This is a genomic window from Gracilibacillus suaedae, assembly GCF_017599345.1.
Lineage (GTDB): Bacteria > Bacillota > Bacilli > Bacillales > Amphibacillaceae > Gracilibacillus > Gracilibacillus suaedae.
Window position 1 is genome coordinate 81,934 of the sequence record NZ_JAGFVL010000021.1, and the last position, 22,710, is coordinate 104,643.

Annotated in this window: 22 protein-coding genes; 13 read left to right on the forward strand and 9 right to left on the reverse strand. The window is 33.5% G+C overall.

All coding sequences use genetic code 11. The features are described from left to right. Positions 1-50: 50 nt before the first annotated feature. Both mgrA and J5J03_RS05870 read right to left on the reverse strand, forming a co-directional pair. Positions 51-1,043 (reverse strand): L-glyceraldehyde 3-phosphate reductase, encoded by a 993-nt coding sequence (gene mgrA / locus J5J03_RS05865; protein WP_208587237.1) that lies wholly within the window; start codon positions 1,041-1,043, stop codon positions 51-53. A 21-nt stretch (positions 1,044-1,064) separates the two neighbouring features. After that, positions 1,065-1,424 carry a Lin0512 family protein gene (locus tag J5J03_RS05870; protein WP_208587239.1) on the reverse strand — a complete coding sequence of 120 codons (360 nt, stop codon included), beginning with the start codon at positions 1,422-1,424 and terminating at the stop codon, positions 1,065-1,067. Positions 1,425-1,584: 160 nt separating this feature from the next. Between J5J03_RS05870 and rlmH (J5J03_RS05875) the strand changes: the two genes are divergently transcribed. Beyond that, the gene (gene rlmH / locus J5J03_RS05875; RefSeq protein ID WP_208587241.1) at positions 1,585-2,064 is read left to right on the forward strand and encodes a 23S rRNA (pseudouridine(1915)-N(3))-methyltransferase RlmH; all 480 of its coding nucleotides are present in this window, start codon (positions 1,585-1,587) and stop codon (positions 2,062-2,064) included. On the opposite strand, the gene J5J03_RS05880 is transcribed toward rlmH (J5J03_RS05875), so the two are convergent. Genes J5J03_RS05880 through J5J03_RS05890 form a run of 3 tightly spaced genes read right to left on the reverse strand, consistent with a single transcriptional unit; the run spans position 1,990 to position 4,534 of the window. After that, positions 1,990-3,723, reverse strand: a complete 1,734-nt coding sequence (locus J5J03_RS05880) for a recombinase family protein (protein WP_208587243.1) — start codon at positions 3,721-3,723, stop codon at positions 1,990-1,992. The two genes, rlmH (J5J03_RS05875) and J5J03_RS05880, sit on opposite strands and share 75 nt — an antisense overlap. Next, complete coding sequence (locus tag J5J03_RS05885; protein ID WP_208587245.1) at positions 3,707-3,853, reverse strand: hypothetical protein; 147 nt, start codon at positions 3,851-3,853, stop codon at positions 3,707-3,709. Before J5J03_RS05885 ends, J5J03_RS05880 begins: the two co-directional genes overlap by 17 nt. A gap of 3 nt (positions 3,854-3,856) precedes the next feature. Further along, complete coding sequence (locus J5J03_RS05890) at positions 3,857-4,534, reverse strand: helix-turn-helix transcriptional regulator (protein WP_208587247.1); 678 nt, start codon at positions 4,532-4,534, stop codon at positions 3,857-3,859. A gap of 244 nt (positions 4,535-4,778) precedes the next feature. Here J5J03_RS05890 and J5J03_RS05895 point away from each other — a divergent pair, with 244 nt between their 5' ends. Both J5J03_RS05895 and rlmH (J5J03_RS05900) read left to right on the forward strand, forming a co-directional pair. After that, a complete protein-coding gene (locus J5J03_RS05895; protein ID WP_208587249.1) occupies positions 4,779-5,843 on the forward strand; it encodes a hypothetical protein in 1,065 nt (354 codons plus the stop codon). Positions 5,844-5,864: 21 nt separating this feature from the next. Continuing rightward, positions 5,865-6,344: a 23S rRNA (pseudouridine(1915)-N(3))-methyltransferase RlmH gene (gene rlmH / locus J5J03_RS05900; RefSeq protein ID WP_208587251.1), complete on the forward strand. Its 480-nt coding sequence runs from the start codon at positions 5,865-5,867 to the stop codon at positions 6,342-6,344. Positions 6,345-6,641: 297 nt separating this feature from the next. Here the strand turns inward: rlmH (J5J03_RS05900) and radC are convergent, their stop codons facing one another. The 4 genes from radC to J5J03_RS05920 all read right to left on the reverse strand — a co-directional run bounded on the left by radC (position 6,642) and on the right by J5J03_RS05920 (position 8,896). Continuing rightward, positions 6,642-7,250 carry a RadC family protein gene (gene radC / locus J5J03_RS05905; protein ID WP_208587253.1) on the reverse strand — a complete coding sequence of 203 codons (609 nt, stop codon included), beginning with the start codon at positions 7,248-7,250 and terminating at the stop codon, positions 6,642-6,644. A 198-nt stretch (positions 7,251-7,448) separates the two neighbouring features. Beyond that, positions 7,449-8,201: a hypothetical protein gene (locus tag J5J03_RS05910; protein WP_208587255.1), complete on the reverse strand. Its 753-nt coding sequence runs from the start codon at positions 8,199-8,201 to the stop codon at positions 7,449-7,451. Between the two features lie 22 nt (positions 8,202-8,223). Continuing rightward, entirely contained in the window at positions 8,224-8,658 is a 435-nt protein-coding gene (locus J5J03_RS05915) for a hypothetical protein (RefSeq protein WP_208587257.1), read from the reverse strand. Positions 8,659-8,689: 31 nt separating this feature from the next. Then, positions 8,690-8,896 (reverse strand): hypothetical protein, encoded by a 207-nt coding sequence (locus J5J03_RS05920; protein ID WP_208587260.1) that lies wholly within the window; start codon positions 8,894-8,896, stop codon positions 8,690-8,692. 273 nt (positions 8,897-9,169) lie between these two features. Here J5J03_RS05920 and J5J03_RS05925 point away from each other — a divergent pair, with 273 nt between their 5' ends. The 10 genes from J5J03_RS05925 to J5J03_RS05970 all read left to right on the forward strand — a co-directional run. Beyond that, a complete protein-coding gene (locus J5J03_RS05925; RefSeq protein ID WP_208587262.1) occupies positions 9,170-9,415 on the forward strand; it encodes a TIGR04540 family protein in 246 nt (81 codons plus the stop codon). Positions 9,416-9,712: 297 nt separating this feature from the next. Then, entirely contained in the window at positions 9,713-10,837 is a 1,125-nt protein-coding gene (locus J5J03_RS05930; RefSeq protein WP_208587264.1) for an SIR2 family protein, read from the forward strand. Further along, complete coding sequence (locus tag J5J03_RS05935) at positions 10,830-12,695, forward strand: ATP-binding protein (RefSeq protein ID WP_208587266.1); 1,866 nt, start codon at positions 10,830-10,832, stop codon at positions 12,693-12,695. Before J5J03_RS05930 ends, J5J03_RS05935 begins: the two co-directional genes overlap by 8 nt. A gap of 245 nt (positions 12,696-12,940) precedes the next feature. Then, positions 12,941-14,569, forward strand: a complete 1,629-nt coding sequence (locus J5J03_RS05940) for a GmrSD restriction endonuclease domain-containing protein (RefSeq protein ID WP_208587269.1) — start codon at positions 12,941-12,943, stop codon at positions 14,567-14,569. 289 nt (positions 14,570-14,858) lie between these two features. Then, positions 14,859-16,877, forward strand: coding sequence for a DNA methyltransferase (locus J5J03_RS05945; protein ID WP_208587271.1), 2,019 nt, complete (start codon positions 14,859-14,861; stop codon positions 16,875-16,877). 2 nt (positions 16,878-16,879) lie between these two features. Beyond that, positions 16,880-19,618: a DEAD/DEAH box helicase family protein gene (locus J5J03_RS05950; RefSeq protein ID WP_208587273.1), complete on the forward strand. Its 2,739-nt coding sequence runs from the start codon at positions 16,880-16,882 to the stop codon at positions 19,616-19,618. A 258-nt stretch (positions 19,619-19,876) separates the two neighbouring features. After that, positions 19,877-20,479 (forward strand): hypothetical protein, encoded by a 603-nt coding sequence (locus J5J03_RS05955; RefSeq protein WP_208587275.1) that lies wholly within the window; start codon positions 19,877-19,879, stop codon positions 20,477-20,479. Between the two features lies 1 nt (position 20,480). Then, positions 20,481-20,924 (forward strand): hypothetical protein, encoded by a 444-nt coding sequence (locus tag J5J03_RS05960; protein WP_208587277.1) that lies wholly within the window; start codon positions 20,481-20,483, stop codon positions 20,922-20,924. Positions 20,925-20,946: 22 nt separating this feature from the next. Further along, on the forward strand, positions 20,947-22,287 hold the full coding sequence (locus J5J03_RS05965; RefSeq protein WP_208587279.1) for a hypothetical protein: 1,341 nt from the start codon (positions 20,947-20,949) through the stop codon (positions 22,285-22,287). Next, a partial coding sequence (locus J5J03_RS05970; protein WP_208587281.1) for a hypothetical protein occupies positions 22,280-22,710 on the forward strand: 431 nt, incomplete at its 3' end. The genes J5J03_RS05965 and J5J03_RS05970, both read left to right, overlap by 8 nt.

The window sequence follows — 22,710 nt, forward strand, 5'->3', positions numbered from 1 at the left end:
GAGTGCATACTTAACTAGAAAAACTCGAGTGCTAGCACTCGAGTTTACTCTTAATTTAAAATAGCATTAATTGCATCCAGTTCTTCTTGTGTAAAAGAAGTATTATTTAATGCTTTTACGTTTTCTTCAATTTGACTAACACGGCTTGCACCAATTAATGCAGAAACAACGGATTTTTCCTGTAGGACCCAGACGAGCGCCATTTGTGCTAGTGTCTGCCCACGGTCTCGTGCAATCGTATTTAATGCTGTTATCTTCTGTAGTTTGTCAGAAGAAACATCACGTTCATTTAAAAATGGAATAAATTCTTTTGCTGCACGGGAATCTTTTGGAATACCACTTAAGTATTTGTCTGTTAGTAGCCCTTGAGCTAATGGTACATATGCAATACAGCCAATCCCGTGCTCATCTAGCACATCTGTTAAGCCATTTTCTATCGTACGATCAAGCATAGAATAAGCGGCTTGATGAATGATAAAAGGTGTACCTTGTGCCTCTAAGATGTCAATTGCTTGTTTTGTTTGTTCTGCGTTATAGTTGGAGATGCCGACATATAGTGCTTTTCCTTGTCGGACGATTTGATCGAGAGCGGCCATTGTTTCTTCAAGAGGTGTCTCTGGATCTGGACGGTGGTGATAAAAGATATCCACATAGTCGAGGTTCATGCGCTGTAAGCTTTGATCAAGGCTCGAGATTAAATACTTTCGAGAGCCCCAGTCGCCATATGGACCATCCCACATCCTGAATCCGGCTTTTGTTGAAATAATCATCTCATCCCGATAGCTGGAGAAGTCTTCTTTTAAAATACGCCCAAAGTTTTTCTCCGCTGCTCCGGGTGGTGGTCCATAGTTATTGGCAAGGTCAAAGTGAGTAATCCCTAAATCAAAAGCTTTCATTAGCATTCGGCGCTGATTCTCTAACGTATCCTCGCCTCCAAAGTTGTTCCAAAGGCCAAAAGAAATGGCCGGGAGCTTGATACCTGAGTTGCCACAACGGTTATACGGTGTTTCATGGTAACGTTTGGGACTCGCAATAAACGTCATACACATTCCTCCCTATTATTTTTAATAGCCTACTTCTACAGCTGCATTGACAATATACATCAGATCGTTCTTGTCTTCTTTTTCTTCGAGAACAATACCAGATGTCGTTGCCATGCCACCATCCATTACTTCAACTGTCACAGTTCCATATGGTATTTCTTGTTTGACTAGCTCAATATCTACTTTTTCTTTGTCGATGGGAACGGCTAACCTTACATTGACTTTCATGTTGTGAAGGTTGTTTTCTGGTAGGTATTCGGCAATACCTGGCATGGAATTGTAGTGAATGGCATTTTCCACAGCACGAAGACAGGCTTTGGTCACATTCTGTCCATGTACATCTATTCCAGTTCCTGTTTCAATAAATATGATTTTTTCCACGAAATCGCCTCCAATTAATAATGATAGAGACAAAATATGTAATCATCCCTACATTTAATGGTAAGGTAAAACGGTGCGTAAATCAATTATGAACAACTCGTATCCGTTTCATGGATTTGGTAAAATAGTAATAATGATAGTTTTCGGAAGGATGACACATATGAAGATTTCGATTGTAGCGGTAGGAAAGTTAAAAGAGAAATATTTAAAACAGGGTATACAAGAGTATATGAAAAGATTGGGCGCTTATGCCAATATGGAAATAATTGAAGTGCCAGATGAGAAAGCACCGGAAAATATGAGTGAAGCAGAACAAGAGGAAGTAAAACGAAAAGAGGGCGAACGAATCCTGTCGAAAATTTCCCAAGATGCATACGTTATTTCCCTGGAAATAATGGGACAAATGCCAACCTCTGAGAAATTTGCCGAAAAAATAGAGCAATTAATGATTCATGGCAAGAGTAAGATTGTTTTTGTTATTGGTGGTTCGTTAGGATTGAGTAAGGAAGTTAGCGATCGGAGTGATTATGCGCTGTCGTTTTCTAAGATGACGTTTCCTCATCAGTTAATGCGGTTGGTTTTGTTGGAGCAGGTTTATCGGGGGTTTAGGATTATGAAGGGGGAGGCGTACATCTTTTAAGGGTAAAATGTTAAGCGAATCCATCATTTCGCTCAACATTTTATCATCCTTTTTTTCGAGCATCCAACTCTCCACGGGCTCAATATAATCCATACCAACTGCATCCAATAACTCCAACGACTGTTTCTCTAATCCTTCCAATGTAAAATCAAAGTGTAGATTTATCTTCTCAATGTGTCTTCCAACTCGACGTGGTGCCTCTTTATTAATCTCTATATCTTTAATGATTAAGCGGAGTAATGCCTTTTGTCTTGCAGGCTCTGCCTCTTTCATGACTTTTTCAAAATTTGTTAAGAGATGACGTAATGCTTGCGCATCTATAGGTGCTGTATCACATTCACCTAATTCAGTATTTAATGCTTCAAGTCTGTTTTGAAGGTCTTCCTGTTCTTCAGTAAGACTTGTTAATTTTGGTTTGAAGATAGCTACTAATGAAGGATCATCCATTAACTGATCCGTTATGTTGTTGATTCGGATATCTATCTTGTTAAGCTTTGATTTTAGCACCTTAATCTCATCATTAATTGGAGTCTTTGCTTTTCTACGGTTCTCATTCACATTTTCAATAATTTGATTTAGTACATATGGTTCAGAGACAATTCGTTTTAATTCTTCCATCACTTCCTGTTCCGCACGATCTGAGCGAATGGAATGGGCACTACAAACTTTACTGCCTTTGTTGTGGAATAGTCCACATACATAGTAGCGATACTTTTTACCTTTTGAACCTTTTGATGATGCCGAGACCATACCATATCCACATTTAGGGCATCTAAGAAGACTGTTTAATATGTATGGTTTGTTGGATTGTGCTGGCTTAATAGATCGCTTTGTACGGATTTGTTGTACTCTTTCCCATTGCTCCTTAGAAATAATGGCTTCGTGTTTGCCATCCGATAAGATATAATCTTTGTTGATCCCCTTTCGATGCTTTTCCGCCCAATCCTGATATTTATTGTATCTTATTAGGCCAATGTAAATGGGGTTGTCTAAGATTGTTTTGATGGTGTTTATAGAAAAATCACATCCACGTTTTGTTTTATAGCCCATATCATTCATTCGACTTACAATCGCCTTATAACCTAGGTCTCGTTCAGCATAATCAAAAATTAAGCGGATTATATGTGCTTCTTCTTCATTGATTACCAATTCTTTATTGACGCTATCATACCCTAACACTCTACCCCCATTATGATAGCCTTCTTTAGCACGTTGAATCATTCCCATCTTAGAGCGTTCAACTGTAATTGAACGTTCCATTTCTGCCATAGAACTCAAAAGAGTATAATACATTTTCCCCTCAGGAGAAATAGTATCGATGCTTTCAGAGTAACTGATAAGCTGAACATTGTGAAACCCTAGTTTTTCCACGATATCAAGTGAGTCTCTAGTTTTCCGTGCTAGACGATCCAGTCTATATATAATAACAGCATTAAAATTTTCATCCTTAGCGTCCATTAGCAGACGTTTCATTTCAGGTCTGCCTTCAATGTTTTTTCCACTTTTACCCTCATCAATATACTCATTAATGATTTCTATATTATTCTTATGAGCGTAGTCATATAAAAGCTCTATTTGAGCACTTATACTATATCCTTCTGAAGCTTGTTCTTCTGTACTAACACGGGCATATAATGCAGCTTTAATCGTATTTTTCATGTTCTTTTTCTCCTTTCTTATTTTCAGCAAGAGTGTCATGAATCAATTCTGAAATTGCTCTTATGAATTGGTGTTTATCGTTTGTAGTTTCTCGAATCCATTTAGATATATTTTCATTTGAATTAGACATAGATTATTTGCCATCCTCTTGTGTAAGCATTTCGTTAATGAAGGTTTGAATGACATCTTTAGATACATATGGATTTGATCCTTCAGAGATTCGATATAAGCTTGTTGCATACTCGAATGGGCTTTTCTTTTTAAACAGCTCTTCTAATTGAAGAGAGGTTTTTGTCTGATGTAGATCAATCTCATAAATGAACCTTGATAGTAATTGAATGATGTCCACATCATTTCTAATATTACTCATTTCTTCGTTGAGTAATAATCGAACATTGCTTTCCCCCTTTCTTTCATATAGAACTATACCGAGTGCCTTCTCAGGATCATTATTTATTTCTATATCCTCCATCCCATCTAAATCAACTGTTTTTTCAACCTTTGTAGGATGACCAATGTTAAATAACTCTTCTTCAGAGTCATAAAATTCATCAGTAACAGCTTCTAATTGTACGCCATATTCTTTAGTTAATTGATTAATAAGATAAAAGGATGGCTTTTTTGATTCCCCTCTTTCGACAGCAGTTATACTTTGTGGGGAAACCCCAATGCGTTTAGCAATTGCGGGTGTGGAATAATCTACTTTTGGTTGGAGTGCCTTTAATTCATTACGGAAATATTTAAGTCGCTCACCAATTGATTTACGTTTCAGGAGTTGGAACTCAATAGAATCAATATTGCGATTAGACATAGCATCTACACCTCTTTTTATTTTTCTTTACTTCATTATACTACTTTGATAACATAAAAACAAATAAAACAAAAGAACTATTATATTTGTTTTTTGTTGATGTACTCTATGGCTATTCGAACTGATGGACATGTAATTTAGTTTGAGTACAGTCATATGGCTATTCGAACTGATGGACATGTAATTTAGTTTGAGTACAGTCATATCAATGAATTTAGCAATAAAAATACAATGAGGTGAAACCATGCAAACGAGGTTTAATCAAACGATACTAAATAAGCAACTAATGTCACATCCTACATTGAGTAAAATCATCCTTAAATCTAATATTGGAGCACGTTCTCCTTATGATGGAATTACACTATACTCGAATGATATAGTTTCAAGAGAGTTTTGGGATTTAGTTAGTCCAGCAAAATATATAAATTACTCGTTGAATGCGAACAATAATGGATATTATAGATACTTATTGCATCATCAACTCTTTGTCATTAAATGGGGAAGTAGGTATAGACAACAATCCAACACGGTTATCAAAATAAATCCTCACAAAAATCTTATGACGCCAATTGAATTGTTGGATATAGTGTCACTTATTCTGGGCGATTATAAAAATGCTATGGTAGGTACTTGGGATGAACAAATTGATATAACAGAGTATAATTCACATGAGGTGGCAAATAGACTATGGGTTTCATATCTAAGAGAAGATCCTTATAATCCACCGCAGTCAAATAGCACATATTATTACAATCAGCGTTCTGGAAGTCAGACGAAGGTATATAATAAAGCAAAAGAACTGGGTATACATCAACAATTAACAAGAATTGAAAAGAAGCATAAAGTCCCGAAAAAATACAGGACAACATTAGTAGATTTTTTACTTGATGAACGTGTGGATGTACTTAAGAACGTAAGAATGGTTGATATTGATCTGTTGGATGGACGTAAGAAAGTAAAAAGGTTAATCAACTCAGAGAAAACATTGATGCATGCATACAGAAATTTATCGAGTGCGGAAAAGAAACAATTGATAAGACATCCAGCATATATTAATCAATGTATAGATATACACAGCATCTTGAAATCGAACATTGAACAGTGGATGTTAACATCAAGGTTGTTACGCTTGAAAATCATTGTTGATCAAGTGTCGGATACCTGGAAGCATTCAGAAAGAGAGGCGTTAATACCACAAATGGTAAATCCAATTTCAGTAAAGAAAAATGTTCAGTTAATAGGTTGGACTATTAATAAAAGAGAGGCATTATACCAGAGCACTATGTCTGTACCATATGAGTTCACTTAAGAGAAGAAAGGAAGGAATTATATGCAAATACAAATTGTAAGTGTAGGTAAAGTAAAAGAAAAGTATATAAAGCTTGGGATTGCTGAGTTTGAAAAAAGATTACGCCCATATTGTAAGCTAACATTGGATGAAGTAAGTGATGAGCAAGCTCCTGAGCAATTGAGCGATAAAGAATTGTATCAAGTAAAGCAAAAGGAAGGAGATCGTATTTTAAACAAGATAAAGCCTACTCAGTATGTGATTGCACTAGATTTGAAGGGAGATAACTGGTCTTCAGAACAGTTGGCTAGTGAAATGGACAAGCTGAGTATCCATGGAAAGAGTCAAATATCGTTTGTTATAGGTGGATCAAATGGATTAAGTGATGATGTCCTAAAACGTTCTGATAAAAAATTGTCATTCTCAAAAATGACATTTCCTCACCAGCTTATGAAGCTTATATTAATGGAACAAATCTATCGAGCGTTCAAGATACAGAAAAATGAGCCATATCATAAATGATTATTAGGAGTAGGTAGGGTATCTTTTTTGATAAAATGTAAAAAACTTTGAATTCAATGTTACAATTAGCACTTTTTATGGATATATACATAGTGGTTGAGGGAATCAGATATTAGTAAAACTTGCATGTCAATTAAGGTAATAATAAGAATGGTGTTGTATCAGGGGTTACAGGGCATTTATACAGGTGTTCAACAAAAAAGAGTTGAATTTATTAAACTTTAGCCCGTAAAATTATTTTAATGAAAAGTCAGTGATTGTGTCATTTTCCACACAGTCACTGACCATTATCCTATTTTATAAATAACCTTTTTCTTTCAAACTAATATATTTTTCATGACCGACAATGAGATGATCAAGGATTTCAATGCCCGTGACTTTACCAACTTCAGATAATCTTTTGGTAACATGGATATCTTCCTGACTTGGTGATGTATCGCCGCTTGGATGGTTATGAGCTACTATCGCACTTGCACAGCTACGGCGGATCAAGGATTTAAAAACCTCCCGTGGATGCACGATAGATGAGTTGAGTGAACCAATAAATATAGTCTCACGAAATACAATTTGATTCTTTGTATTCAATCCAAGTACAACAAAATGCTCTTGATTGAGATATTGCATATCACGTAAATACTCATATGCATCCTCAGGTGAACGGATGGTAAAACGATCTTCAACTGGAGATGGATTCATTCGAGCAAGTTGCAATGCTGCAATGATCTGTGATGCTTTCACTTTACCGATACCTTTTATCTGCAAGAGTTCTTCTTCTGTAACGTCCAATAATTCCTGAATAGATGGATAGCGTGTAAATAGCTCATTTACCACATAGCTGTCTTCTTTCTCTCGAGTAGTTGTTGCTAGTAAGTTTTTGAACGTCACTTTATCAATTGAGTTTTGCATTATTAATTCCTCCAATAATTATAATTTTGAAATAAAAAGAGAGAGACGACGGTCGCCATCGCCTCTCTGATTTGAGTCATCCATCTGGATGGGATATACTGTTGTTAAAATGAAGTTGATGATGAGTTCATGTTGTTGAGCTCATCTTTTTTTGTGCAATAAAAAAACATCGTATTGTTTGGATTTACGATGTTTGCATTAATCTAGCTTATTTGTTGTTTGATTGTCTTTTTCAGCATCAAAAACATCTTGTAAACTAATTAGGTCTTTAATAAAGTTCGATGCTTGCTGTTTGTTTAATTTAGTGCTGTGATCTACGTTATATCTCATCTGTAGCATTTCCTTAGCAACATCACTGCGTATCTTCATCTCTTTAGCAAGCTGATGAATCTTTTGTAGTTGACTTTTGGTGATCGGTGGCTTATCTGGTTTCTGTTGTTGTGGGAAATCTTCAATGTCTTGTGTGAAGATACCACTGGATCTTGTTGCAGATAACACAGCATCAATCAATGCACGCTTTTTCGCCATCTTCAAAACAGTGTTGACGATTGTATATGGATCCTGCTGATGGAATGTTGCTTCCTTACAATTACAAGAGCCAAGGCCTTCTGCTTCGACGATGTTATTATCCTTGCGTGTGAGTGTTACTTTGACTTCATAAGCAAAGATACCAGCATCCCATTTCTCGATACGACTAATGATGTCTGCTTTTTTCGAGAAGCCAAAGACATCACATAATTTTTCAGCACCTGGTTTCAGTAAAGTTGGCTTGGAAAATCCGTCGACTAAACCATAATCGACACCTTTTATCATCACGTCGTCAACAAACTTTTGTAGTTCATCAATCCGTCGTTGTGACTCCGTTGACGATACGACGACGTTAGGTAGTGAAGATACTCCTTCCTGTCTGCTATTTGCAGATAAGCGAACGATATTGTTGTTCGTTGTCATGTTTTTCACCTCCTTTCAAGTGTTAGCATTTTTGATGAATGAGATCGGCAAGTTTAGTTAATCCATTCGCCGTTTTATGCATCAATGTCTTGGTTGTCTTCAGACTAAACTGATTTCCTTTTGTTATCGTCTTAGATGTTTTGTCAACGGAGCTTATCAGAAGTCGGCGTAAGAATTGGTTAGCTGCTTCTACATTATTTGTCATCTTTTCGATGATCTTGTCTGCATCAATTTCAGCTTCGTTGCATGACGAATCAGCATGGGCAAGGCTTTTAATTTCATTCATTGCATTTTCAAGATGCTGACGTTCTTCGATTAAATGCAGTAATTGAACATAATCATTGCGTTGCACTGCATCGTTGGTTCTAGAAACAACATCTTCATATTGTTGTTGCAGATAATGATAAATGATCTGCATATCGTCCATTGTTAGATTGGTTGTTTGATCGCTGTTCATGTGAATTCCTCCTTGAATTTTGATAGATTGCTTACAAGTTTTTAAAGCGGTGATAACCTTTCAATGTTAACTTCAGTAGGATGCCAGCATCTTCATGGTGAGTTGTCAAAATCAATCCTTCATCTTCCAACTGCAATAAGTTGATCCGTTCGATATCGTGTTTCTTCAAATACCGAACTGGCACCCATTTATCAAGCTTTTTCGCTTTGACAAGAACTCTTGCTAAAGCTAAATCCATCACTTTCACCTCCTTTCATAGTTGCGTTCCTCTCACCACGCTTGTCGTCTCTGTAAATAGAAAAAGACCATCATTAATCCGTGATGGATCAACAATGGTCTACTTGTATAAAGGGGTGGGGCATGAAACGGCAGGGTACCCCTTTTGTATATATAGGCTGTGGTGCCGACAGAAAATGTGTATAATTTTGTCGAATCTATTGTGATTCTCTAGCACTATCTCTAAAATAAGAATAGAGTATGAAAAATGTAGAAAATTAGGAGTTGCTGCATAATGAAAGTAAAATTATTTCAAAAGACACAAAGAGATTTGGCAGCGTCTATTAATGAGGTTATTGATAAATACTGGGAAGATGAGATCGATGAAGATCAGATGATTAAAACGATTCAACAGTTGTATGCTATAAACCAAGCGAAGATGGTAAAAGGTGATAAATATACGACGGTTATTCGACAGCAGTGTGGGAAACGAAGGTTAGATATTGTAAGCAAAGTATTAGAAAATGGACTAATAAAATAGTTTGAATACTTAGCAATGGGGGGCAGGATTTGCAGAAAGTCTTGGTTAATAAAAAGATGGGGTCAATCGGTGAGACTATCAAATGAAAAAATAAGAGCAAATGCAAAATTATAGATTATGTCAGCATATTTCACTATACATACATTTAATTCATTAAAAAAAGAACTATCAAAGGTTGATCATATTAAATTCCTGTTTACTGAACCAATTGGGAGTTTTTGATACATAATGGAAAATACGATCTTGCAATAAATAATTTAATGAAATTTTGGAAGGAAATAAGGAGGGAGTCGGCTGATGTCTCAAGTTTCAAATGGCTTATATCATTTTCATGGTGATCAAAATGTTGTAGAAGGAATACCCCTAAAAGAACAAAGGAAAGAAATAGGTTTCTTTATTAGGAGACAATTATTAACTAATAACTTAAATTTTCTTATGGGATCTGGATGTTCTTTTTCGGCAATACCATCAATGGGAGATACATTTAAAGAGGTCAAGCCAAAATTGAATACAACTGCTATGGGCAGGTATATAGACGAAGATAATGATGATATAGAAGACTATTTAAATTGGTTGAATACGGCTTTGAAATTTCTAGAGGAAGCAAGTGAATCAAAGGAAAAAATTGAAGATTTTAAAATGAATTTTATGATGACTAAGGAAGCTCTTATTGATAGTATTAAAGTTGACTATGAAGCAAATATGCCAGTCATGGATTTATACAGAGACTTTTATAATGAAGTATTCTCTGCTAGGGGAAACAAAGATTATTCACCAGTAAATATATTTACCACCAACTATGACTTATTCAATGAAATGGCATTAGAAAAATCAAATATTAGATATAGCAATGGATTTAGAGGAACTATAAATAGAGTATTTGATCCTTCTGAATTTCAATTTAGGTTGGTAGATGATTTAAATCGTTATAAGGACAAGTGGAGCATTGTTAGGAAATTTGTAAAATTATATAAAATTCACGGATCTATAGATTGGTATTATGATCTGAAATCTCAAAATGTAATGCAAAAATCTCTCACTGATAATGATACAGAAAATGTTTTAATATACCCCACGATCAATAAACATCTTGAGACACAACAAACTCCCTATTCTGAATTGTTTAGGGAATTTACTACGAATCTTCAAAAATCAAATAGTACTTTAATAGTTCTAGGTTATGGTTTTCCAGATCAACATATCAACCAACTTATGTCACAGGCACTAAGCAATGAAGATTTTACTTTGATTATTTTTGGTGATCTTTCAGAGGAGAAAATAAAGTTTTTTTTCGATAAACATAAAAATATAAAGAATATTCACCTTATTGGTGGTTGTTTTTCCGAGGACGTTCCTTTCAATGATGGACATCATTTTGATAACATAGTTAGGTATATGAGAGGTGATGATATCAATGACTAAACATGCATTCGGGATCATTACTAAGGTGTTTTTTAATAAAATTGTAATAGAAGTTCCAGACACCCAATTAATTCAGCATAATTATCTTGGAGATTTGTACACATTAAATGGATTAAATGACTTTATAACAATACATAAAAGTGGAACTAATAAGTATATTTATCAAATTATAGGATTATATGAACAAGAAAAGCCTCTAAATGAGGAAGAACAGTCAAAATTCAGGCAAAAAGCTTTTTTTGAAGCAGCACCAGTAGGGGAAATATCGCATGATAGGTTTGAATATGGGTTGTCTACATTTCCTGTTATTGGTGATGAAGCGTTTTTAACAAATGTTAATGATATCAATACCATGCTACTTTTATCAAATAATAGTATGTCGATAATGCTTGGAAAACTATCTACCCAAGATATAATTCCTAAGATTAGTGTAGATAGTATCTTGACTAATCATATGAGCATATTAGGAAACACTGGTTCTGGTAAATCTACTACAGTCAGAAAATTTTTAAATGAGGTAACGAAATTTAAAGAGGATCCAATCATTGATATATCAAAAGCGAATTTTATTATCTTCGATGTTCATAATGAATATTCAGAATTGACACCAGAATTAACAACATCAAAGAGACTTAATGATATGTCAATAAATCTAGAGGAATTAACGATTGAAGATTGGACGAATTTACTTCAACCTTCACATGCTGCACAAAAACCCATTTTACTTAATGCTTTAAAATTAGCTAATCATCTCGATTCAAATAATAATGATGTTTTGTGGATAAAAGCCTTTTGTGCGTTAGAATTGTTTAATAACCAGTCAACAGATGCCGTTCCTAAAAGAGCTAAAATAAAAGGCTTATTAGAGGGGATAGATTCCGAAATAATTCATGAATGTCTAAATTATTATAATGCCCAGTTTGGGAGCTTTAATCCACCAGGTTTTGATGAAACATTTAGAGGTGAAATTAAAGCATATGTAAAAGATAAAACAGGTTACGAATATGAGGATGCTCACTCATATTTGATTAGTTGTTTAGAAGTCACCGAATGTAAAACTAAAACTATTAAAGATCTAAAATTAGCGGTTGATTTAGTATTACTTTTGGAGGAGGCAAAAGGCAATAGTCAGATTAGAACTTTTTGTTCTACTTTAATGACACGAATAGACAACTTAGATGCAACATATTCTGATAACCTTTTCTCTGAGGATTTTACCAGACAAGCAGAATTGGAAGACATGTTATCAACTAATCAGACTTTTACCGTATTCGATTGTTCTTTTATTGATGATGAAGTTCTATTATTTTTTACAAGTTATGTTTTAAGAAAAATTTTTAATAAGCAACTTGAAAATAAAAGAGAGACTGGAAGTATAAGTAAAAGCTATAATTTAATATTTGATGAGGCTCATAAATATATCTCAGAAAGATATGAAGAAAATATAATAGATTACTCTAAAATGTTTCGTACGGTTGCAAAAGAGGGACGGAAATTTGGTGTTTTTTTAACCTTGTCTAGTCAAAGACCGGGAGAGCTTTCTAAAACAGTGTTATCACAATGTAATAACTTCATTTTACATCGAATTCGAAATAATATAGATTTAGACCAAATGAGAAAAAGTATTCCATATTTGAATGATGGACAGTTAAATAGGTTGTCTTTCTTAAGGACAGGTGTTGCGTTAATTGTCGGTGACTCTTTTGCTATTCCGATGGAAATTAAAATTGATGGAGAAGAATTTGGTGAACCATCCAAAACAGTATTACCGTCCGAATTATGGCGTAAAGACGAACAAAATGAAGCTTTAGATACTATAGAAGCCGAAGAATTGGTATCAGGTGATAAGTTGTTTTAGGTAGTATATTTACTCTTAATTTTGAGACCTTGAGATACAGGATTACTCTCTTCCAATTGTAACTGGATAGGTTCACTTTGTACAAGCCAACTCGGAGAAATGCGTATGAGTTAGGAAAGTATTATATGATATGGTGGAAATCAACATAACTAATAATATCTCTAACCAAAGATACTTATCCAAAAATTCAACGATATTAAACGTACTAATTGTAAATCTAAATAAATTTATACTGGAGGCGTACTATGTATCAACCGGAGCCACAATCAATAACATTCTCAACACTAATCCATGATATTGACAAAGGTATCATTAAAATCCCACAGTTTCAACGTGATTTTGTATGGTCAAAGGAGCAGTCCGCAAAGCTTTTAGATAGTATCATTAAAGGATATCCTATTGGAACTTTTATATTATGGGAGACAGATGAGAGGCTGCGTTCGATTAGAAATATTGGTGGGGCACTATTGCCAGAAACACCAGATGGTGCTAAAGTTCAATATGTTCTAGATGGTCAGCAGAGAATGACTAGTCTATTTGCAAGTTTAAAAGGACTTACTGTTACACGTGATAATAAAAAATGTGACGATTTTGAAGAGATGTACGTAGATCTAGTAGCAGATGAAGATGATTCTATTATTATTACAGACATAGCTGGTCGGGTTCAGCATGAAATAATTAAATTAAAGGACTTATTGTTTGGTGGGATTTCAGTACTGGCAGATTATCCGAAAAGCAGTTATTCTTTGTTGGAAGATTATCAAAAGCGATTAAATACTTATCGTTTTTCTACCATTCTATTACGTGATGCATCGATTGATGTAGCAACTGAAGTCTTTACGAGGTTAAATGTAGGTGGTAAGGATCTTTCAGTTTTTGAAATTATGGTGGCGAAAACTTTTGATGCTAAAAGTAATTTTGATTTATCTGAAAGGTACGATGATGTAAAGGATAAGTTAGAGGATGTAGGGTATGATACGATTCCTGCAATTGTGTTTCTACAAACCATTGCTTTATTGCAAAAAGGTGAGTGCGCAAAAAAACATATCTTAAAGTTGGATCGACAAAAATTTATTGATTTGTGGAGTGAAGTGGTTGACGCTATTGAGCGAACAGTTGACTATTTTCGGAATTATTATCGTATCCCTGTTTCTAGGATTCTTCCATACAACTCGTTAGTTGTACCTTTTGCTTATTTTTTCTATCATCATCCCGATAAGCCAGAAAGTGAAATGAAGAATCGTTTGGAAAGTTTTTTCTGGCGAACAGCTTTATCAGAGCGATATTCATCTGCGGTTGAGACTAAACTGGCACAGGATAAGCGCCGTATAGATAGAATCTTAAGTGATGAGCAACCGAAGTATGACTATCATGTAGATGTGACACCTGACTCTATTATTGAAAATGGCTGGTTTAGTGCAAATCGAAGTTATATCAAGTCGATCCTATGCCTTTATGCTTATCATGAGCCTAAATCATTCAATGATCATTCCATTGTAAGAATTAATAATAGCTGGTTAAAGCAGGCAAATAGTAAAAATTATCATCACTTTTTCCCTCGTGCATTTCTAAAGAAGAGAGGCGAAGATGAGTTTTACATTAATCATATTCTTAACATCACGATTGTCGATGATTTTTTAAACAAGCGTAAAATTAAGGCGAAGGCTCCATCCGTTTATATGAAGTCATTTAAAGAGCAAAATAATTGTTTAGAAGACACTATGCGAACTCATTTAATTAATGATGTTGAATTGTTTGGTATCTGGGATGATAATTATGATATCTTCTTTGAAAAGAGAGCGGAAATTATTAGTAAGGAATTGGAAAAAGGTTGTTGGTATAATAATAAGGTTTTTCACGCTCTTACTTATTAAGGTATTTCTAATGCATATGTCACCGATTATTATGATATACAAAAAGCACACTTGACTTAAATTTTCTATCTTAACCAATTAAAGTATTATCTATAGGTACTGGGAGTAGTTTAGACTATTATGGGCTTGTATTTGCAATGTTGGAGTTATAGGGGAGTATAAAAGTTAAACTGTTTTATACAGGTATTGTTACAGTTAACTGGCACTATAGAAAAGATTTGGGGAATTCTAATTATCGTTTCATTAAAGCAGATATAGCAAATATATTTAGTTAAAAAGGAGGATAAAGGTGGCTAAAGAAAAGGTTGAACCTAGAGTGATAGATAGAATACATAAGATCATTGAAGAATTCGGAGATAAGTACCTTGCTAATGGGGGATTAAAACGCACTGCTTTAGTAAATGATTTACGAAACTATGATGAAGCACTTATAACTGCTTTGGTAACTGATGATTACATAAATAAATATTATTTTAAAAAGATTTCAGGTAAGGATATTTTCCTAATAGACCAGTTTGAAGAAATGCTTCAATTTCGTGACTATTGGGAAGGTAGCTATACCAAGTATGAAAATCAAATTGGTTTAACTGCTGCAGGAAAGTATTTATTTGAACAACAAGATGTTGTATTAGATTTTCCATTCAAGGATGGTGTACTTAATGCAGCAATGAGTAAGGAAGATAAAGGGTACGATGAATCGCTTTTCAATGAAGTAATTGAAAGAGATGAAATCGACGTAATGTTAGATGAGAAAGTATTAATAAATTCTACAAAATATGATGAACAAGGTGAGCAAGCAATTTCTGATTTTAATGATGAAAACTTAGTGATTAAGGGTAATAATTTACTAGCATTACATTCTTTGAAAGAAAAATATCGAGGTAGAGTAAAGCTCATATACATTGACCCACCATATTATTTTGAATCAAATAAGAAAGAAGATACCTTTAAATACAATAGTAATTTTAAACTCTCAACATGGTTAGTATTTATAAAAAATCGCTTAGAAGTTGCAAAAGAATTATTGAGTGAAGATGGCGCAATTTTTGCACAAATTAGTGATGATGGCGTCGCTGAGTTGCATCGGTTAATGAAAGATATTTTTAATGAACCAGGACAGAATAACTTTATAAATAAGATAACAGTAAAAACAAAGTCTCCTTCTGGATTTGCTAGTGTAAATGCAGGGGTATTTGAAACTGCGGAATACATTATTGGATTTGCAAAAGATAAGGCAAAATGGAAATACAATCCTCAATATGTTGAGGCGCCTTATGATACCAATTATAAATTCTATATAAAAAATAAAGACGATGATATTTCTAAATGGGAAATTGTAAGTCTTTCCGATCATCTTCCAGAAATGTATGGATACGAAAGTAAAAGGGCTTTTGTAAAAGAATTAGGGAAAGAAGTTTTTGAGAAAAAAATGGGCGATTTTGCTTTAGAAAATGCGGATTCGGTCTTTAGGTATACTGCTATTGGTAATGACGCTGGTCAAGAAGTTGTTAGAACTCGAGATATTTCAAAAATAAATAAGGATCAAATTTATAAAGTCAATAGAGAAAATCACTATGATGTATTAATTCGAAATGGTCAAGAAATTGCCTTCTATTCTAAAAAGGTAAGAGAAATTGATGGAGAAAGAGTTCCCAGCATTCAAGTTAGTAACATTTGGATGGATACTCCTTATGAAGGCATTGCCAAAGAAGGTGGAGTGACTCTTAAAGGTGGTAAGAAACCTGAAAAACTCATTAGAAGAATTATCGAAATGTCTACAAACAAAGGTGATATAGTGTTGGATTTCTTTGGAGGATCTGGTACAACAGCTGCTGTGGCACATAAACTAGAACGTAAGTATATAACAATTGAACAACTTGACTATGGCGAAAATAGTCCTTGGAATAGATTGAAAAGGGTGATTAGTGGTGAAGATCAATCAGGTATTTCAAAATTAATTAAATGGAAGGGCGGAGGAAGTTTTGTCTATACTGAGTTATTCCCTAAGAACTTAGGTTATTTAATAGACATCATTAATGCTGATTCAGTTAAAGGTTTGAGGTCAGTTTATGATCGTATGCTAAGTGGGATGGATACAATGGAGAAAGCTGATATTGATTTCCGTGCTGACCTGAACAAAATTGATTGGTCTCGAGGTATTGAGGATAATCGTCAATTACTTATTAAAATAATTGAAAAGAACCAATTGTACTTTAATTTAAGTGAAATTGACGACCCTAATGTAAAGGATTTAATTAGTGAGTCGGACTATAAATTTAATAAGAGCTTTTATGGGGAGGATGCGTAATTATGTCCTCAAAACCTATCAAAAAGGAAAATATTTCTTTGCCTCTCAGAGATGAGCTTGACCAACATGATGTATCGTTATTCAATGAAAATGTAGGGTTTAGGGTGCCTGAATATGTAAATAATAATCTGGTTCATAATCTTCGTGATTATCAAGAAAAAGCAATCAGGTACTTTCACTATACTCAAACATTTAATGATTCACGCAACATTAAGCATGTACTTTTTAACATGGCAACTGGTTCTGGTAAAACAGATTTGATGGCAGCTTTAATTCTTTTTATGTATAAAGAATACGGTTATCAGAATTTTCTGTTTACAGTAAATACTAAAAGTGTACTGAATAAGACGAAGGACAACCTTACCAACAAGTTATCTAACAAATATTTGTTTCAGCAAATAATTGAGGTAGATGGAGAGAGAATAAACATTTTACCTGTTTCGAAGTTTCCAGTTATTCAAGCTAAAAACACAATATACTTGAAGATGTCATCTGTTCAGTTATTATCGAATGATCTATTTATTCCATCTGAAAATGGAATGAGTGAAAGAGACTATGGTAGAAACAAAGTTGTCATTCTTGGTGACGAAGCGCACCACTACTCGGCTTCAACAAAAAAAGAAAAAGAGTTTGAACAAACTTGGGAAGCCGCTATTAATAAGATCCTTAGTGTAAGAGACGATAATAGACTTTTGGAGTTTACTGCTACAATTGATTTGGAAAATAAGAATATCTATGGGAAGTATAAAGATAAAGTTATTTATCGTTATGCATTAGATCAATTTATGTCGGATAGATTCTCAAAAAATGTTAAGCGAATTGAAGGATCAACAGATGATAGAGAGAAAATGCTGAACGTAGTGTTACTAAGTGAATATAGGAGGCAAATAGCCTTATCAAAGGGGATTCCAGATTTTAAACCCGTTGTTATGTTTAAGTCCCAAAATATCAAAGCATCAAACTACTCTAATCAAGTCTTTAACGATATGATTGAAGGTTTGACAGTTGAAGAAATAAAACAGTTTATAACACGTCAACAAAAAATAGATGATAATGAAAGTTCTACTCTACAGCTGGCTTACAATTATTATTTAGAGCATAGTGACGAACTCCCAAGAATTTTACGAACCATAAAACGAGAGTTTGAACCTAAACGTGTGTTAAATGCAAACGACTCTGATCGTGGTGCAGGCATGTTAGAAAAAGGGCAGTATAACGCACTAAATACCTTGGAAGACCCTGACAACTTATATCGAGTGATATTTGCAGTTGCAAAGCTAACTGAAGGTTGGGATGTGTTAAACCTATATGATATAGTCCGTATAAGTGAAAATGCCAAAGGTGATAAAAAGTCTACCATGTCTGAAGCGCAATTAATTGGACGTGGTGCTAGATACAATCCTTTCGTCCTAAAAGGGCAGTCTTCTTATAAAAGAAGATTTGAGGACGATTCTAACGATAGTTTATTACTTGAAACTCTACACTATCATACCATTAATGAGCCGCAATATTTAAAAAACCTGGTGAGTTCACTTGAATCAATGGATTTACCTACAGGAACGGATGAGAAAAATCCTCCGCTAGAAGTAAAGGTTAAATCTAACTTTAAGAAAACTAACGTTTGGAAATATGGAAAGATCTACTATAATCAGACAGTTACTGTTCCTGATTCTTATTACTCTAGCTTGTCACAATATGGGATTTCTAATACAAACGATCTGACACTTCCTTGGTCATATTCATCAAGAGAAGTAGACTATAAAGACGAAGCTACTAACATAAAGACACATTCAATAATAGTAAAACTGAATGATAGATATTTTAAAAAAGCTATGCAGAAATTATCATTTTATAGGTTTGATAAAATGAAGAAGTATTTGCCTGAGTTAAAATCAAAGAAGGACTTCCTTTATGGTGAAAATTGGTTGAATATCAATGAACTGACGTTGCGTATTGAAGTTCCACTTGATTTTGAGGAAAGCAATTTGACTAGCAATGATAAGCTAAACATTGTTTTATCTTATTTAAGTCATATTGAAGCTAAAATTAAAAAAGGATATTCAAATAAACGCGGGAGTAACAATTTCATTGGGTATCCAATTAAAGAATATCTTTCTGATTATAAAAAACGTGTTCCAAATTATGATACTGCGAATCGTAGTCAGATTGTTGAGCCTCGTAAAATGTCTGGTGAAAAAAATGACTGGTTTGTTTACAATATCGCAATTGTAAACGAGCTTGAATTTGATTTAATAAAAAAAATTGGGGAGCGTGTGGAAGAATTACGCGAAGATTATCCTGAAACCTACTTGTTTCGTATGGACGAACAGATGAACAGAGAAACAAGTAAGGGTGATGATCTTAAGTTACATCAATTTCAAAAAACTGAAGAAATTAAGTTCGAAGGTTTTCAACCAGACTTTATTTTGTACCTGAGAAATGCTGATTATTATATTCAAGTATTTATTGAACCTAAAGGTGGGGACTCTAAACGTATGGAAAGGGAACAATGGAAAGAAGACCTGTTGACATACATTAATGAACACGAAGCTGAAATTGCGTTTGAAGATGAAGTTTCAAATGTGAAAATAAAAGGTCTAAAGTTCTATACTGGTAACGATGGGCGTAATATGTTTAATCAACTAGCTCAGGTCGTATTAGAGAAAGAACAATTTAAAGGTCTATCTATTGAAGAAAATGATGATAGTATTTCTGAAATTAGCTTATTTGATGATGTATAAAACATTAAAAAGAAAACATCTCTAACATTGAGGAAGAAATCAATAAATCGAATGATAGTCATTTAAATATAAGTATTTTATAAATGCAGCTAGAAGATAGTTACAGTTGGAACTCCAGTGGCAAGTGGGGTGAACTTTTAAGGATAATGAAAAAATGTATAAACAAAACAATCATTGCTTATTATTTCTTAAATAGAACAGTATATAATATAATTGGCATAAGAAGAGGTTTCATATTTCACTTTAAGGAGTGATAAGATGAGCGGTAAAATAACAGGTGCAGATTATTTATTGCTTTTGTTTTATCTAAAAGGTAAAAGTAATGAAAAGGCTGAGCCGATTGAAGGAAGAACTAGGATTACAAAAATGATGTTTATTTTTAATAAAGAAATATTTAAAAAGCTAAAATTAAATGAGTTTTCCCTTGTGGAAGATTTGCCGTCATTTGAGGCGTATCATTATGGCCCTTTTTCATCTGATGTACACGAACAATTAGATCTATTTACTAATATTGAACTTCTTAAAGAAGAAACTAGAAATTTGGGAAAAACGAATGAATGGGATTATGATAACGATTTGAAGTCCTTAGAGGACATAGATGACTATGTACAAGAGGATAATAATGACTTACTTGAAGATAATGGTATGACGGTGTCGGTATATAGTTTAACTACAATGGGTATTGATTATGTTGAAAACGAGATACTCCCTAATATACCTAATAAAGAAAGTGTCATACCATTTCTTGAGCAGTTTAAAAAGCAGATTAACACAACGGACTTAAGCAACTTATTAAGTTATGTCTATAATAAGTATCCAGAATATGCATCAAAGTCAAAAATAAAAGGTAAGGTGAAGTAAAGTGAATTCCGCATTAAATACCTTATCCAATCTAACGGAATTACAACAGGTTGAACTTAGTATAAAAATATTAGCAGAAAGGAATCTTAAAGTATTTAAAGAGGTTCCTTTATTTTCTTCTTCAATTGATATGATAGCGATTAATAATAATAATGAATTATCAGCTATTGAATTTAAGTTAAGAAACTGGAAAAAAGCAATAGACCAAGTAAAGAAACACAGTATTGCCGTAGATTATATGTCCATTTGTATATTAAAACCTAAAAATAAAGTAACCAGAGAAAAAATTGAAGATGTGTGTAAACAAGAGAAGACCGGACTGTTATATTTTTATTTGGATGAAAAAGGTAATCCAGAAATATTTGAAGCTGTCAAACCTATAAAATCAGATTTTTATTGGGATGTACAAAAGGAAAGTTTACTAAACATGCTATTAGAATATTAAAGGTATAAGAGGGGAGAGAACTATGGAGCAAAAGTCTGCTTTAAAAATAATTCGATATGGTACATCGGCAGAACAGAAGTTTATTGATGAATTTAAAAATGAATTTGACCTATTGGTTATCAACGGAAATATGATATCACATGCTTCCAAGGCAATTTCTAAATTCGTTGCAACTCGCAGGTTTAGCTATATTATTGATCCACTAACCCACTCTCTTCAACATGATATCCAGTACATTAAAGGAAAGAATGGAAAAATAAAAAGTTCAATACAAAAGATGGTAGATAACTATTCTGATTTTGTAAAGGAGAAAATTGTTGATCAGGAAAGAGTTTTAGTACCTTCTGATTTCGAAGATGAATCAATTCTGCAGAACTTTACTTCTAAGGTTCTAGATTTTCAAAAAAACCACGTTATAGAGACCTCTAAGAAAAGGGACTACTACAAATATTTACAATATGCAAAAGTTACATTTGAACCTAAATGGTTAATCGTTCCTTATTTTATGATGAATACTAAGAATTATAATAAGTGGATAGAGATAAATGTTAGAATGATAGATTTTTCTCTTGAAGAATATGAGTTGGATAGAATAGCAGCGCAAATTGTTATCGAAAAAGATATTTTGGAAGATTCTTATTATATTGAAGATATTATAGACAAGTATTCATCATATGGTATTAGGAATTTGCTTTTATGGGTAGATGATTTTTCGGCATTTGAATCATCAAGATTACTACTAAACAATTTTTGCAAATTAATAAAAGGTTTTTCTGATAATGGAATTAATGTATATAACCTATACGGAGATTATTTTTCTGTGTTACTTTGTCATGAGAATTCCAAAGCCAAATTGCAAGGAGTATGCCATGGTATTGAGTATGGCGAAAAAAGAGCGATTGTCCCTGTGGGCGGTGGTATTCCAGTTAATAAATATTATTTGTATCCAATTCATCAAAGAATAGAATATGGTCGTGTAGCTACGTTATTAAGATTTTTGGAGATATTACCAGATAATTATGAAAGGTACTATCGTGATATATGTAATTGTGAACAATGTAAAGAAATTATAGATGATAACTTGGATAACTTTGCATTCTATGGTGATTCTAAACCGATTGAAATCAAACGAAAAACAGGGGCGACTATTTCAAGGCAATATCCAACCACGGAAGCAAAAGCATTATGCATTAATCACTTTTTATTTAATAAGTTAAAAGAGTGGGAGTCCATACAATCAAATGATTTATTAGATCTAGTAGATGAATCTATTAAATCAGCAGAAGAGTATTCTCCAATATTAGGCTATGATTTAGTGGGTACTTACGAGTTGTGGAAAGAAGTGTTATATACCCATGAGTAAAACAGTTTTTGTTCTTGGTGCTGGAGCTTCAATGATAGAAAACCTCCCTTCACAAGCAGACATATTAAAAAGTATATTCAAGAAAGAGGAATCAGATTTTGCAACTTTTAATCCAATCTTACTTAAAACTGGAGAAAGGTATCGTAAAGCACGTATAAACATAGCAGAGTTTATAATCAGGCTCTTTTCTAATAAAAATTATTTTGATTTTATTTCTGACGAATCAGCATTAGAAGAGATAAAAACACTTCCTAAGGAAGAAAAATATAAATTACTAGATGAGTTAAAAAAGGATAATAGTTTTTTAGAATCTATATATGAATATATTGCTGAAAGAAAAAGCCATATTACCTTAGAAGATATTTTTACAATACTGGATAAGGCAATTGCTTCAAATGAGCATATACAGGGGTATGATACTTC